14 protein-coding genes are annotated in these 14,005 nt (G+C 60.0%); 10 read left to right on the top strand and 4 right to left on the bottom strand.

All coding sequences use genetic code 11. The features are described 5' to 3' along the window. The coding region (locus tag KF827_RS12650; protein WP_291005893.1) for an SMP-30/gluconolactonase/LRE family protein at positions 1-659 on the top strand (659 nt) is incomplete at its 5' end. 157 nt (positions 660-816) lie between these two features. Here KF827_RS12650 and KF827_RS12645 read toward each other — a convergent pair. From KF827_RS12645 to KF827_RS12635, 3 genes are all read right to left on the bottom strand, one after another. Continuing rightward, positions 817-2,016 (bottom strand): DUF4325 domain-containing protein, encoded by a 1,200-nt coding sequence (locus tag KF827_RS12645; protein WP_291005890.1) that lies wholly within the window; start codon positions 2,014-2,016, stop codon positions 817-819. Between the two features lie 116 nt (positions 2,017-2,132). Next, positions 2,133-3,068 (bottom strand): fumarylacetoacetate hydrolase family protein, encoded by a 936-nt coding sequence (locus KF827_RS12640; protein ID WP_291005887.1) that lies wholly within the window; start codon positions 3,066-3,068, stop codon positions 2,133-2,135. Between the two features lie 10 nt (positions 3,069-3,078). Next, the gene (locus tag KF827_RS12635; protein ID WP_291005885.1) at positions 3,079-3,855 is read right to left on the bottom strand and encodes a cyclase family protein; all 777 of its coding nucleotides are present in this window, start codon (positions 3,853-3,855) and stop codon (positions 3,079-3,081) included. Positions 3,856-3,972: 117 nt separating this feature from the next. On the opposite strand from KF827_RS12635, the gene KF827_RS12630 reads away from it, so the two are divergent. The 7 genes from KF827_RS12630 to KF827_RS12600 are packed head-to-tail and all read left to right on the top strand — an operon-like array spanning position 3,973 to position 11,319. Then, positions 3,973-4,752, top strand: a complete 780-nt coding sequence (locus KF827_RS12630; protein ID WP_291005883.1) for an FCD domain-containing protein — start codon at positions 3,973-3,975, stop codon at positions 4,750-4,752. 42 nt (positions 4,753-4,794) lie between these two features. Next, on the top strand, positions 4,795-5,868 hold the full coding sequence (locus tag KF827_RS12625) for a C4-dicarboxylate TRAP transporter substrate-binding protein (RefSeq protein WP_291005873.1): 1,074 nt from the start codon (positions 4,795-4,797) through the stop codon (positions 5,866-5,868). Between the two features lie 24 nt (positions 5,869-5,892). Beyond that, entirely contained in the window at positions 5,893-6,399 is a 507-nt protein-coding gene (locus KF827_RS12620) for a TRAP transporter small permease (protein WP_291005870.1), read from the top strand. Then, positions 6,396-7,706, top strand: a complete 1,311-nt coding sequence (locus tag KF827_RS12615; protein WP_291005866.1) for a TRAP transporter large permease — start codon at positions 6,396-6,398, stop codon at positions 7,704-7,706. Before KF827_RS12620 ends, KF827_RS12615 begins: the two co-directional genes overlap by 4 nt. Beyond that, positions 7,703-8,737, top strand: a complete 1,035-nt coding sequence (locus KF827_RS12610; protein ID WP_291005863.1) for an SMP-30/gluconolactonase/LRE family protein — start codon at positions 7,703-7,705, stop codon at positions 8,735-8,737. Before KF827_RS12615 ends, KF827_RS12610 begins: the two co-directional genes overlap by 4 nt. Before the next feature lie 12 nt (positions 8,738-8,749). Further along, a complete protein-coding gene (locus tag KF827_RS12605) occupies positions 8,750-9,325 on the top strand; it encodes a cupin domain-containing protein (RefSeq protein ID WP_291005860.1) in 576 nt (191 codons plus the stop codon). A gap of 17 nt (positions 9,326-9,342) precedes the next feature. Then, on the top strand, positions 9,343-11,319 hold the full coding sequence (locus KF827_RS12600) for an acetoacetate--CoA ligase (protein ID WP_291005857.1): 1,977 nt from the start codon (positions 9,343-9,345) through the stop codon (positions 11,317-11,319). Between the two features lie 39 nt (positions 11,320-11,358). Here the strand turns inward: KF827_RS12600 and KF827_RS12595 are convergent, their stop codons facing one another. After that, entirely contained in the window at positions 11,359-12,288 is a 930-nt protein-coding gene (locus KF827_RS12595) for a DMT family transporter (RefSeq protein WP_291005854.1), read from the bottom strand. 174 nt (positions 12,289-12,462) lie between these two features. Here KF827_RS12595 and dctP point away from each other — a divergent pair, with 174 nt between their 5' ends. Together dctP and KF827_RS12585 are read left to right on the top strand one after the other, a co-directional pair. After that, positions 12,463-13,458, top strand: a complete 996-nt coding sequence (dctP, locus tag KF827_RS12590; protein WP_291005851.1) for a TRAP transporter substrate-binding protein DctP — start codon at positions 12,463-12,465, stop codon at positions 13,456-13,458. Between the two features lie 13 nt (positions 13,459-13,471). Continuing rightward, positions 13,472-14,005 carry a TRAP transporter small permease gene (locus KF827_RS12585; RefSeq protein ID WP_291005848.1) on the top strand — a complete coding sequence of 178 codons (534 nt, stop codon included), beginning with the start codon at positions 13,472-13,474 and terminating at the stop codon, positions 14,003-14,005.

Raw genomic sequence — 14,005 nt, 5'->3', positions numbered from 1 at the left:
TGCGCGATGGGCTGTATCGCCTGGACCTGGCCGGTGGCCGGCACACGAAACTCGCCGATGCGCCCTACGATCCGGCGGAAGAACGCTTCAACGATGGCCGCTGCGATGCCGCCGGCCGTTTCTGGATCGGCAGCATGCATGAGCCGCGCCGGCCGGAAGCCACGCTATTCTGCTTCGATGCCGCGCGCGGCTTTCAGGCCCGGGTGAAAGGCGTCACCGTATCCAACGGCCTGGCCTTCAGCCCCGATGGCAAAATTCTGTATCACGCCGATACGCCAACCCATCGCGTGACGGCCTATGATTTCGATGCGACGAGCGGCGCCCTCAGCAATCCGCGCGTTTTCATCGATCTCGCCGCCAGCCAGGAACGCCCCGATGGCGCCACGGTGGATTCAGCCGGCAATTACTGGGTCGCGCTGTATGGCAGCAGCCGCGTGGCGCAATTCTCACCGGCCGGCGAGCGCCTGCGCGATATTGCGCTGCCAGCCAAGGCGCCCACCATGCCCTGCTTCGGCGGCAAGGATTTGCGCACACTGTTCATCACCACCGCGCGCCAGAAACATACGGACGAGGAACTCGCCAGCATGCCGCAGGCCGGCGGCCTGTTCGCCATCGACCTGCCGGTGCCAGGATTGCCGGAGCCGAGGTTTAAGGGGTGAAGCGGGGCGGCTTACGCCGCGCAATCGGCGTACATATGAAATTTATCGGGAACACAACTCATCGCCACCGCGCACCCAAAACATACGGATGAAGAGAGCTCGGAATGAAAGGATTAAAAGACACCACGGCTTCGATACGAATTTATAACATTATCAATTAATCAGTATATGCATGCCTTAAAATTACCTCATCAACATTTAATCTCTGCCGAATGGATCTATATATAATTTTTATATTAATTTCAGATATATTTCCTATGATATACTTATCGTTAAATTCATTAATGCCAATCTTCTCTACCGTTTTTGAAATCAGTTCATCAGCAAAACTGCTAGACATCATACCAATATCTTTAAAATCTAAAAAAATCCGTTTAGGTGTAATTTGAGAGATTAAATATTCTAATTTTTTTCGAGTGCTAAAGCCAGCTGGTCGATTACTGATCGACGGAGCCTCAGCCGACAACAAGAAGTTCAACACCCCATCCATGCCGTCATATTTCATATCAATAAGGTCCATTGGCAAATGCGGACCATCCTTAAATTTAAGCGCATGCTCGAGAATAAGTGGTTTGGAATAATTTATCGCACAGGATATCGATGTACCAAAATATTCAGAATCATCTGGTCGAGCTATCGCCTTATCTTTGCGGTCATAATTAAGGAAGGCTTTTCCTGAATTTATTGAAAAGGCACCGCCGCTAATTGCAGCAATTTGAGAACTGCCAAACAGACCATTACCTTGGCCAGTTCCTCGGGTAACCCCCTCCTTAATCGACTCTTCAAGCGCCTCAACATGACTTAAATGTCTTTGCAGGCCCCCACTCAATGAGACAGGAATACCAATACCAGCATCCGCCACACAAAATGCTATCTCTTTAGAGACGGAATGAATACTTAATTGCACCATCCCCCCCAATGAAGATTCGGAATGAGTCAAAACATTATCCATAATTTCATTTAGAGACCACTCAAGAGCGCGCAAATGAGAACGGTCTAGAAAATATATTACTCGCAGTATGTTATCTATAATCGAGTTCACCAACGCATCCTGCGCATTGGGATCAGTGAAGCGTTTTATTGGTAAATGAAATTTTTCTTCAATGCTTGATTTCGGATATCTTCGCGGGTCGATATGGTGCAAAAAATCAGTATTTAATAAAAGCCTTCTAAATTTATCATAGCGTGGAAGAACCACCTTAAATTTCACGCATTCATCAATATATTTTTGCAGAACAATTGAAAAAGGGACCAAAACATCACTAAACGCGACTTGAGTCTTACTAAAATCCAAATTTATTGTTTCATATCCTCTAAACTCAATAAGATTTTTTATTTGAACACACGCTTGTCGCATGTGCCTTATGCTGAATTTTTCCGGAAATGATAGCATATTCTCGGGTGGGGGGTGCATTGTGAAATAATACCTCCCATTCTTATCAGTTAAAATCCAATATTTTCACATTAAGATAACTATTTCTGCCGGACCACGCGATTGCGCAGGATGCCGATCTTCTCGACTTCCAGCTCCACCACGTCGCCATCCTTGAGGAAGCGGCCATGTTCGAGGCCGCAGCCATCGCCCACCGTGCCGGAGCCGAAGAATTCGCCGGGATGCACGGTTTCATCGGCGGAGACACGCGCGAGCAGATCCTCGAATTTATGATGGATGGTGGAGGAGTTGCTGTCGCACCAGGTCTGGCCGTTCACACGCGCCTGCATGCGCAGGCTGTAGGGATCGCCGATCTCGTCCATGGTCACCAGGAACGGCCCCATGCAATTGCCGGTATCGAAATCCTTGCCCTTGCAGGGGCCGAGCATGCTCTGCATCTCCAGGCCCTGGGCGTCGCGGGCGGAGAAATCGTTGAAGATGGTGAAGCCGAAAATATGGCTGAAAGCCTCGGAGGGCTTGATATTCTTGCCGCGCTTGCCGAGGAAGAAGCCGAATTCCAGCTCGAAATCCATCACGTTGCTATAGCGCGGCCAGATCACATCGGCATTGGTGCCGTTCACCGAGAAGCGATTGGATTTGTAGTAGATCGGAATCTTGTACCAGGCCGCCGGCACCTTGGCCGCACCAGCCGCCAGCAGCAGCGGGGCCAGCAGCTTGTGGCGCATGCGGATCATGGTCTGCCGCGCCTGGAAGACATGCTTCTCGAACAGCATGCTGTCGCGGATCTGCTCGGGCAGCGGCACCGGCGCATGCAGCTTGGCATCCAGCAGGGGTACGCGCACCTCCGCCTTGTCGAGAATGCCTTGTGCGGCCGATTTGGCTTCGTCGCCGCCTTTGATCAGGCTGAGCATATCGGCGAAGACGGCGCCGAAATCCACGATCATCGCGCCGTCTGATGTGAGCGCGCCGGGCCGCATGTCGCCGGTGCCGGGATGGCTGTAGGTGCAAAGCTTCATGGCGTTTGGCTCACTCTTCGATGATGGCGACGGCGCGCGTCCAGCCGGCGGAAGCGCCGCGGATCTTGTGCGGGAAGCAGGAGATGGTGAAACCGAATGGCGGCAAAGCCTCCAGGTTATGCAGCTTCTCCAGATGGCAATAGCCGATATGGCGGCCGGCCTTGTGGCCCTCCCAGATCAGCGAGGCATCGTGGCTTTCCTTGTATTTCTCGGCGGTATGCACGAAGGGGGCATCCCAGCTCCAGGCATCGGTGCCCGTCACGCGCACGCCGCGTTCGAGCAGATACATCGTGGCCTTGTAGCCCATGCCGCAGCCGGTGGAGACATAATGCGGCTTGCCGTAAGCCCCGCCGGCGGCGGTGTTCACCACCACGATATCCTTTTCCTTCAGCGTATAGCCGACGCGCTTGAGCTCGGCCTCCACATCCGTGTCGGTGACCACATAGCCATCGGGAAAGCGGCGGAAATCCAGCTTCACGCCATCGCCGAAACACCAATCCAGCGGCACTTCATCGATGGTCCAGGCGCGCTCGCCGCGATTCATCGTGGAATGGAAATGATAGGGCGCATCCAGATGGGTGCCGTTATGGGTGTTGAGCGTGACATTCTCCACCGCCCAGCCCTCGCCGTCCGGCAGGTCTTCCTTGGCCAGGCCGGGGAAGAAGCGCGCGATATCGGCCGGGCTGTCCTGATGGGTGATGTAATCGATCTTCGGGCCGAAGCCCGGCGGATCGGAGATCACGTCGTTTTCAAGATAGATGGATAGATCCACGAAACGGCGGGCCATGTTTCCTCCGGCGTTTTTTATCGGTTGAAGGCGATAATAACGATAGCTATCCATTTTGTCGATTTTTTTTCTTTTTGTCGTTGACTCCGGCCGGGCCCCGCCCCCAGGATGACCAGCATGAACGATAAAAAAGCCATCGATAAAAAAGACCGGGAGGAGATACGCGATCTGGCCGCCGAAGCGGGCAGCCTGACCGAATTCGCCTATCGCCGGCTGCGCGAGGATATCATCGCCGGCCATTTCCCTTCCGGTGCGAAGTTGCAGATCGAGGACCTGAAGGCGCGCTATGGCCTGTCGGCCAGCCCGGTGCGCGAGGCATTGTCCAGGCTGATCAGCCAGGGCTTCGTGGCCAGCGAAAGCCAGCGCGGTTTCCGTGTGGCGCCGATGAGCGCGGAAGACCTGGCCGACATCACCCTGGCGCGCCAGGTGGTGGAAAGCGCGGCCCTGGCATTGGCGATCCGTAAGGGCGACGATGCCTGGGAGGGCGAGGTGCTGTCCGCCTTCCATAAGCTGGATCGCCATGTGCTGCGGCTGGGCGGCCGGCCGGTGCAGGATCTGGCCGCGTTCAGCGAATTGCACAAGGCCTTCCATGCCGCCCTAATCGCCGCCTGCGGTTCGCCCCGTCTGATCGAGGAGCAATCGCGGCTATACGACCAGGCCGAACGCTATCGCCATGGCATGATGTACAGTTTCCTGAGCGATGCCGAGGTGGACCTGATGGGCGAGCATCGCGCCTTGATGGAAGCCGTGCTGGCGCGCGATGCGGACGCTGCCTTGCGGCTGCTGCACCACCATCTCGGCCATACCTACGAATTCTGCTTCGGCAAGAATGCTGCCGAAAATTCCGGCCCGCTGCCATCGACGGGCCAAAAAACCAAACGACCGGCGCGGAGTTGACAGCACCGGCAAAAACCAAAACCAACCTAGGGAGAAAACACAATGAGCAAAAAAATCCACATGCTCGGCCTGTTGGCCGGCGCAGTATTCGTCGGCGGCCTGGCACAGCAGGCCCAGGCGCAGACCGTGAAAATGACCGCCGTGGCCGGGCATCCGGTGACCCTGCCCTGGGTGAAGCTGGCCGACGAATTCTTCATCCCCGAACTGGACAAGCGCCTGGCGGCCGCCAACAGCAAGGCGAAGTTCGAATGGAACCGCGCCTGGGGCGGCACGGTTGCCAAGCTGGGCACGGAATCCGGCGCGGTTAAGGATGGTCTGGCCGAACTGGCCTTCGTTTCCACCATTTTCGAAGCGCCGAAATTCCCGCTGCATAACGTATCGTATGTGGCGCCGTTCATGACCGACGACGTGCGCATGATGTCGAAGGTGATCAAGAGCGTGCAGGCGAAAATCCCGGCCATGACCGAGGCCTGGACCAAGAACAACATGATCTTCCTGGGCGGCACCGGCCTGGATACCTATCACCTGTTCACCAAGAACCCGATCGGCAAGCTGGAAGACCTGCAAGGCAAGAAGATCAACGCCCCCGGGCCGTCTGCCAACTGGGTGAAGGGCACCGGCGCGGTGGCCGTGGCCGGTTCGCTGCAGACCTACTACAACGACATCCAGACCGGCGTGACCGAAGGCGCGCTCACCTTCGTGACCGGCGCTTTCCCGATCAAGCTGATCGAGGTGGCCCCGCATATCACCAAGGTGAATTACGGCGCGCAATTCGCCGGCGCCCTGGTGATGAGCAAGCGGGTATTCGACAAGCTGCCCAAGGATGCCCAGAAGATCGTGATGGAAGTGGGCGGCGAATACGACGCACGCTTCAACGAATTGCTGGCCACCACCAGCGGCAACCTGCTGAAGCAGATGGAAGCCAATGGCGCCAAGCCGCGCGACCTGAGCGCCGAGGAACGCAAGCAATGGGCCGCCGTGCTGCCCAATGTGGCCCTGCCCTGGGCCAAGGATCTGGATAGCAAGGGCATGCCGGGCAGCAAGGTGCTGGAAACCTTCATCGGCGAATTCAAGACCGCCGGCGTAAGCTTCCCGCGCGACTGGAGCAAAGAGTAAATCCAGGCAACGGTGGTGGCCGCGATGTTCTCCCGTCTGTTGGGCGCGATGAACGCCCTGGGCACATTATGGATTTTCGCCCTCATGCTGCTGGTCAACAGCGACATCGTGGGGCGTGAAATCTTCGGCGCGCCCGTGCGCGGCACCACCGAATTGCTGGCGCTTTCCATCGTCGGCATCGTGTTCCTGCAGCTTGGCCATACCCTGATGATCGGCCGCATGACACGATCCGACATGGTGATCGAAGGCTTGCTGCTCCGCAGGCCCCGTATCGGCCGGCTGTTGCAAGGCATCTTCCATCTGCTGGGCGCGGTGTTTCTGGCCCTGGTATTTTACGGCAGCATCGCGCCGTTCCAGGAAGCGGTGGAGATCGGCGAATATGTGGGCGCGGCGGGCGATTTCACCGCCCCGACCTGGCCGATCAAGCTGCTGATCCTGATCGGTAGCGCCGCCACCTGCCTGCAATATCTGGTGTTGGCCGGGATCGATTTACGCCACGTGCTGAGCAGTGAAACGGAGACGGCGCAATGACCGGCCTGGAAATCGGCTTCGCCACCATCGGCGTGATGATGCTGCTGATCTGGCTGGGCCTGCATGTGGCCATTGCGCTCGGCCTCACTTCTTTCGTGGGCGTGTGGTTGCTGAAAGACAGCGCCGATGTTGCCACCAGCATGCTGGCGCAAGGCGCAAGCGACGCCGTAGCCAGCCATATCTTCGGCGTGGTGCCGCTTTTCGTGCTGATGGGATTCCTGGTTTCGATCGCGGATATCGGCAAGGATGCTTTCGAAGTGGCGAACCAGGGCCTGCGCCGGCTGCGCGGCGGCCTGGGCGTGGCCACCGTGGCCGCCAATGCCATCTTCGCCGCCATCACCGGCATTTCGATTGCCTCGGCCGCCGTGTTCACCCGCGTGGCGGTGCCCGAAATGCTGCGCTTCGGCTACAAGCCCGGCTTCGCCACCGGCGTGGTGGCCGGCTCTTCCGTGCTGGGCATGCTGATTCCGCCCAGCCTGCTGATGATCCTGTATGGCTTCCTGGCCGAAGTATCGGTGGGCAGCATGTTTCTGGCCGGCGTGGTGCCGGGCCTGCTGCTGGCCCTGGCCTATGGCATCGGCATCGTGCTGATGGCGCGTTTCTGGCCCAGCTATGTGGGCGGCCGGCAAGAAGGCGATGCCGATGGCGCGCTGATGGGCGGCATGGAGATGGCCGGCAAGATCGGGCCGATCATCCTGCTGGTCGGCGCCGTGCTGGGCGGCATCTATGGCGGATTGTTCACCGCCACCGATGCCGGTGCGGTGGGCGCGGGCGGTGCATTGCTGATCGCGCTCTACAAACGCAAGCTGGACAGCAAGAAACTATGGCAGGTGCTGACCGAGACCGGCCATGTGACGGTGGCGGTTTCCTTCCTGATCATCGGCGCCAGCCTGTATACCCGCATGCTGGCGCTATCCGGCGTGCCGCAATTCCTGGTGGAAGGCATAAGCCATGCCGGGCTGGGGCCGCTGGGATTCCTGTTCGTGTATATCCTGCTGGTGATCGTGCTGGGCTGCTTCATCGATTCCAGTTCGATCATGCTGATCGTGCTGCCGCTGATGCTGCCGATCGCCATGGGGTTCGACATGAACCTGATCTGGTTCGGCATCATCACCATCGTGGCGGTGGAGATCGGGCTGCTCACGCCGCCCTTCGGGCTTAGCGTGTTCGTGATCAAAAGCACGATCAACGATCCGGCTATATCGCTGCGCACCATCTTCGTGGGCACCCTGCCCTTTGCCGGCATCATGCTGGTCACATTGATCATCCTGATGCTGTTCCCGCAACTCACTCTGGCCTTGCTATGACCAATCCGCTGAAAGGCTTCCGCCTGCAGAAATCCGACCTGCGTTTCAAGGGCCACGACCTGCAGCGGCCCGAATGCATCCTGGCCGAACGCGACGGTACGCTATGGTCTGCCGATGCCCGCGGCGGCGTGATGCGGATCGCCCCCGATGGCAGCCAGAGCCTGATCGCCCAGCGCGCCGATACGCAATTCGCCGGCACCAACGATCTGGCGAAACGCTTCACCGAAGGCACCCTGCCCAATGGCCTGGCCTTTGCCGCCAATGGCGATATCCTGATTTCCAATTTCGGCACCGACCGGCTGGAAGTGATGACCCGCCAGGGCGATAGCCGCGTGCTGTATGACAGCATCGACGGCCAGCCGATCGGCAAGGTGAATTTCGTGCTGCGCGACAGCAAGAACCGCATCTGGCTCACCGTCTCCACCCGCATCAAGAACTGGATGGAAGCGATCCGCCCCGGGCTGAACGATGGCTTCATCGCCATGGCCGACGAAAAGGGCCTGCGCATCATGGCCGATGGCCTGCATTTCACCAACGAAGTGCGCTTCGATGCCAGGGAAGAATATCTCTACGCCGTGGAAACCTGCGGCCGCCGCATCAGCCGCTTCAAATTCAGCGATGGCGCCGATGGCCCGAAGCTGGGGCCGCGCGAAACCTATGGGCCGGAGGATTTCGGCTCGGCTGGCTTTCCCGCCGGCTTCCCCGATGGCCTCGCCTTCGATGCCTATGGCAATCTGTGGGTGACTTTGGTGATGGCGGAAAAGCTGATTGCCATCACGCCGGAGCGCGAAGTGCTCACCCTGTTCGATGATGGCAACCCCGAAGCCATCGCCGCATTGGAAGCCGCCTATCAGGCCGGCAAACCGGCGCCGGAGCATATGATCGCAACGAAATCCGCCGTCACGCCCTGGATGGCCAGCATCACCTTCGGCGGCGCCGATCTGCGCGATGCCCATATCGGCACGCTGTTCGGCACCAATATCCCCTGGTTCCGCTCACCCGTGGCGGGCCTGCCCATGGTTCATTGGTGAAGGAAGAACATCATGCGCGCACCCCGCCGTATCGTCACCGGACACAACGCCAAAGGCCAATCCGTGGTGGCCATGAATGCCGTGCTGGAACCCACTCTGCACAAGCCGGAAATCGGCGTGGCCTTCTGGGAATTGTGGCGCACCAAGGGCAGCCCGGCCAGCGTGGATAACGGCGCCGATCCGACAACGGGTCCGGTGCATCTGCATCCCACGCCGCAGGGCAGCGTGATCCGCTTTGTGGATTTCGGCCCCAGGCAGAAAGACGCCCCGCCGCCGCCGATGAATCTGGATACGGCGCGCGCCGCCTTCGGCCTGATCAATGCCGCCGATGCCGCCACCTGGAAGCCCGGCTCGCCGCATCTGATGATGCATCGCACGGAATCGGTGGATTACGGCATCGTGCTGGAAGGCGAGATCACCCTGGTGCTGGACGATGGCTCGGAAACCCACCTCACCGCCGGCGATGTGGTGGTGCAGCGCGGCACCGATCACGCCTGGGACAACCGCTCCGACAAACCGGCGCGCATGTGCTTCATCCTGCTAGACGGCAAATTCGCCCCGGATATACTGGCTGTATTGAAAAAATAAGCCTTCCGGAGGAAATCATGAGTGAGCGGCAGCAACCGGCCCTGCTATGGGCCCCCACGCCCGAACGCATAGCCAATAGCCGTTTGAAGCTCTACATGAACTGGCTGCGCGCCGAGCGCGGCCTGGATTTCCAGGATTACGACACGCTGTGGCAATGGTCTGTGCGGGAGCCCGAAGCCTTCTGGGCTTCGCTTTGGACCTACTTCGACGTGAAGCATGGCAAAACCTACACCAAAGTGCTGGGCCGGCGCGACATGCCGGGCGCGGAATGGTTCGTCGGCGCCGAGTTGAACTTCGTCGATCAGATTTTCAAGCATGAAACCGACAAACGGCCGGCCATCCTGTTTGCATCGGAAGTGCGCCCGCTCGCCTCGATGAGCTGGGCCGAATTGAAACGCCAGGTCGGCGCGCTGTCGGCCCATCTGCGGGCCCATGGCATCAAGCGCGGCGACCGCGTGGTGTGCTATGCGCCCAACACGCCGGAAACCATCATTGCTTTCCTGGCCGTAGTGTCGCTGGGTGCGGTATGGTCGGTCTGCTCGCCGGATATGGGCCTGCAATCCGTGCTCGACCGTTTCCGCCAGATCGAACCCGCAGCACTGATCGCCGTGCCGTCTTGCGACTATAACGGCAAGCATCACGACAAAACCGACACGCTGAGCCAGTTGGTGGCTGCATTGCCGACCTTGCAGCATCTGGTGCTGATGCCGGGCACCGGTGCACCCAAGCTGGATCGTCCGCTGGATTGCATTCCGTGGGATCGCGCCACCGAGGGCCATGCGCCCCTGGTTGTGGAACAAGTGCCATTCGATCATCCGCTCTGGGTGGTGTATTCCTCCGGCACCACGGGCCTGCCCAAGCCGATCGTGCACGGCCATGGCGGCATCGTGATGGTGATCATGGCGCTGATCGTGCTGCATAACGATATCGCGCCCGAGGATGTGTTCCACTGGTATTCCTCCACCGGCTGGATCATGTGGAACGCGCAGATGTCGGGCCTGCTGGCGGGCGCCACCATCGCGCTGTATGACGGCGCACCGAGCTATCCTGACTGGACGCGGCTCTGGCGCTTCGCCGGCGAAGCCAAGCTCAGCTTCTTCGGCGCCGGCGCCGCCTTCTATGCCAATTGCCAAAAGGCCGGCGTGGTGCCGCGCGAGGTGGCCGACCTGTCGCATCTGCGCAGCGTGGGGTCCACCGGCTCGCCGCTTTCGGAAGAGTCTTACGCCTGGATCTACCAGCAGCTTGGCAAGGATGTGTGGCTTACCTCGATTTCAGGCGGCACGGATTTCGCCGGCGCCTTCGTGGGCGGCAATGTGCTGCAGCCGATCTATGCCGGCGAGATGCAATGCCGCTGCCTGGGCGCCGATATCCAGGCCTTCGACGACGACGGCAAAGCGCTGACCGACGAAGTAGGCGAACTGGTCTGCGTATCGCCGATCCCCTCGATGCCGCTATTCCTGTGGAACGACGCCGATGGCAAACGCTATCGCGAAAGCTATTTCGACACCTATCCCGGCATCTGGCGCCATGGCGATTGGATCCGCATCACGCCGCGCGGCGGCGCGGTGATCTATGGCCGTTCGGATGCCACCATCAACCGCTATGGCCTGCGGCTCGGCACCAGCGAAATCTACCGCGCGGTGGAGGAACTGCCCGAGGTGCTGGATAGCCTGGTGGTGGATCTGGAATTCCTGGGCCGCGACAGCTATATGCCGCTTTTCGTGGTGCTGCGCCCGGGCCTGACGCTGGACAAGGCATTGCAGGACCGCATCAACCTGGCGATCCGCAATTCGGTTTCGGCGCGTTTCGTGCCCAACGACATTTTCCAGGTGCCCGATGTGCCGCGCACGCTTTCGGGCAAGAAGCTGGAAGTGCCGGTGAAAAAACTGCTGCTCGGCCAGCCGCTGGAGAAAGTGGCCAATCTCGGCTCGATGGCCAATCCGCAGAGCCTGGACTGGTATGTGGATTTTGCCAGAAAGCGCGCGGCTGCATAGCCGCTGGCGGCATAGCGATATAGCGATATAGCGGCCTGATTAAAGCAGTTGCGCCCGGCGCGCCAGATAGATGCCCAGCAGCACTGTCAGGCCGCCGGCGATCTGCAGCATGGTGAGACCCTCGCCCAGCCAGAGCCAGCCGAACAAGGCCGACATAACCGGCTGCACCAATACCACCAGCGAGGAAAACGACGCCGGCAGATGGCCCAGTGCAAACGCGATCAGGCCCTGCCCCAATGCATGGCTGATCCAGGCCAGCGCAAACAGCGTGAGCCAGCCCTGGCCGGTGGCCGGCAACAATCCCTCGCCCATCAGCAAAGCCGCCGGCAACAGAGCCAGCCCGGTAACCAGGCTGGACCATACCATCAAAGCCTGCGTGCCATGGCTGCCGCGCAGCTTGGCCACCGCGATCATGTAAAGGCCATAGAAACAGGCGGTGATGAAACCGAACATGTCGCCCAGCACATTGCCGCCGCCAAGCTGCAGGCTGGAGCCCACCAGCATCAGCGCGCCGCAGATCGACACCGCCATGGCGAACAGGAACAGACGGTTCAGCCTCTCACCCAGCACCAGCCAGGCGCCGAGCGCGACCACCACGGGAGAGAAATTCGCCAGCAGCGTGGCATTGGCCACCGAAGTGTATTTGATCGACAGATGCCAGAAGAACAGATCTCCGGCAAACAGCAAGCCGGGCAACAGGATCAGCGCCATGGGCAGGCGAGCGCCCGTGGCCGGAGAGGGCGGGGTTTCCGGCTTCAACCGCATCCAGAGCCAGAGCGGAGGCACCGCCAGGATGGCGCGGTAAAACCCGGTGGCCGTGGGCCCCACTTCCGACAGACGCACGAAGATCGGCGAAAATGCGATGGCAACCGCACCGGCCACCAGCGCGGCCAGGGCCCAGTGTTGTAGGCGCGTGGCACGCGGGGGCGTGACTTGCGGGGGCGCGGTTTGCGGAGATGAGGCAGGCATCGGTTTCCCGGCGAAAAACAGCTCAACAGGGGTAATCCGCCGCTGCGCCGGGCGCAATCGCCGCTGCCTAAGAATCTGCCTGGAGAAGAATTTACCTGAGCCGGCACACCCCCTAATATGCCACCTCAAATGCAGGTCAGGCCCTCTGACCGCTATTCGGGAGGAACTTCAATCATGTTCAAGCTGCTTTCCGCCATTGCGGTGACCACAGGTTTGGCCGCCGGCCTCGGCATCGCCGCCGCCCAGGCGCAAACCGTGATGCGCATCAGCCATCCGGTGCCCACGGCGCACCATCTGCACAAGGCCATCGAAGCCTTCAAGGCCGATCTGGAAAGCCGCACCAAGGGCGGCTTCAAGGTGGAGATCTTCCCGGCCGAGCAATTGGCCAAGCAATCGGAAAACCATCCTTCGGTGGCGCGCGGCGCCTTCGAGGCGGGTGTGCTGACCAATTTCACCTGGGGCAACACCGTGCCCGAGATGAATGTGCTGACCATTCCCTATCTGCTGACCGATCTGGAAAAGATCAAGAAATTCCCCGGCTCGCCGGCGGCCAAGATCCTGGAGCAGAAGCTGGAAGCCAAGGGCGTGAAGAATATCGCCTGGTTCTACATCACCCGGCAATCGATCTTCACCTCGGCCAAGAAGCCGCTGGTGGCGCTGGACGACTTCAAGGGCCTGAAGGTACGCGGCTTGAGCGCGCTTTCGGATACCGGCCTGAAGGCTATCGGCGCGGCGCCCACGCCCACGCCGGCGCCGGAAGTGTATCAGGCACTGCAATCGGGCGTGCTGGATGCCGGCCTCACCGACGTATCGGCCGCGGTCAGCCGCCGCTTCTACGAAGTGCAGAAATTCGGCACCGTGGCGCCGTATTTCTCGGTGTATTTCCACATGTTCGTGAATCCGGCCTGGTATAACAAGCTGAGCAACGGCGAAAAGGATGCCCTGGCCGCCGCCGCCAAGAAGGCCGAGGCCGATATGGTGGGCCTCACCGAAGCCACCGCCGAGGATGCGATCAAGACCCTGCCTCAGCGCGGCATGACCATCCATATGCAAACCGCCGCCGAAGCCGCGACCTGGAAGAAAGCCTTGCAGCCGCCGGTGATCGAGGCCTTCAACAAGGCGGTGCCGCAGGATGGCCCGAAGCTGATCGAAGCCCTGAACAAGCTTTGAGACAGTATAAGCTTTGAAGATCATCGACCGCATCGTCACGGGATTAGCCAACCTGGCCGGGAAACTGGCCGGGTTGGTGGCCCTTATTTGCCTGGCGCTGGTCGGGGCCGGCGTGGCGATGCGCTATTTCGTGAATATGCCGCAATCCTGGATCGACGAAACCGCCACCTGGACCGTGATCGCCATGGTGATGCTGGCAGCGCCGATGGCGCAGTTGCGCGACGATCATATCGGCGTGGATGCACTGGTGCTGCGCTTCGGCCCGCGCGGGCGCCGCCTGCTGGCAATCTTCTCGGCTCTCAGCGTGGCCGCCGTGGGCGCCCTGATGCTGTGGGCCGGCATCGAAACCGTAAGCTTTTCGCAGATGATCGGCATCATGGCGCAAACCCTGGCCTGGATGCCGATGTGGATCGTGCAAAGCCTGCTGCCGATCGGCGGCGGGCTGCTGCTGCTCACCGCGCTGGCGCAATTGCTGAAAATCCTGCAGCCGGGCTGGGTGCCGCCCAAGACCGACGATCCGATCCATGGCACCCGCAGCCATGAGTAA

Source organism: Ferrovibrio sp. (assembly GCF_019636075.1).
Lineage (GTDB): Bacteria > Pseudomonadota > Alphaproteobacteria > Ferrovibrionales > Ferrovibrionaceae > Ferrovibrio.
Note: the sequence above shows the minus strand (reverse complement) of the source record. Positions and strands in the feature narration are given on the sequence as shown.

Coding starts and splice junctions, on each gene's coding strand:
- KF827_RS12645 (WP_291005890.1), bottom strand. CDS start 2,016: ATGCGACAAGCGTGTGTTCAAATAAAAAATCTTATTGAGTTTAGAGGA.
- KF827_RS12640 (WP_291005887.1), bottom strand. CDS start 3,068: ATGAAGCTTTGCACCTACAGCCATCCCGGCACCGGCGACATGCGGCCC.
- KF827_RS12635 (WP_291005885.1), bottom strand. CDS start 3,855: ATGGCCCGCCGTTTCGTGGATCTATCCATCTATCTTGAAAACGACGTG.
- KF827_RS12630 (WP_291005883.1), top strand. CDS start 3,973: ATGAACGATAAAAAAGCCATCGATAAAAAAGACCGGGAGGAGATACGC.
- KF827_RS12625 (WP_291005873.1), top strand. CDS start 4,795: ATGAGCAAAAAAATCCACATGCTCGGCCTGTTGGCCGGCGCAGTATTC.
- KF827_RS12620 (WP_291005870.1), top strand. CDS start 5,893: ATGTTCTCCCGTCTGTTGGGCGCGATGAACGCCCTGGGCACATTATGG.
- KF827_RS12615 (WP_291005866.1), top strand. CDS start 6,396: ATGACCGGCCTGGAAATCGGCTTCGCCACCATCGGCGTGATGATGCTG.
- KF827_RS12610 (WP_291005863.1), top strand. CDS start 7,703: ATGACCAATCCGCTGAAAGGCTTCCGCCTGCAGAAATCCGACCTGCGT.
- KF827_RS12605 (WP_291005860.1), top strand. CDS start 8,750: ATGCGCGCACCCCGCCGTATCGTCACCGGACACAACGCCAAAGGCCAA.
- KF827_RS12600 (WP_291005857.1), top strand. CDS start 9,343: ATGAGTGAGCGGCAGCAACCGGCCCTGCTATGGGCCCCCACGCCCGAA.
- KF827_RS12595 (WP_291005854.1), bottom strand. CDS start 12,288: ATGCCTGCCTCATCTCCGCAAACCGCGCCCCCGCAAGTCACGCCCCCG.
- dctP (WP_291005851.1), top strand. CDS start 12,463: ATGTTCAAGCTGCTTTCCGCCATTGCGGTGACCACAGGTTTGGCCGCC.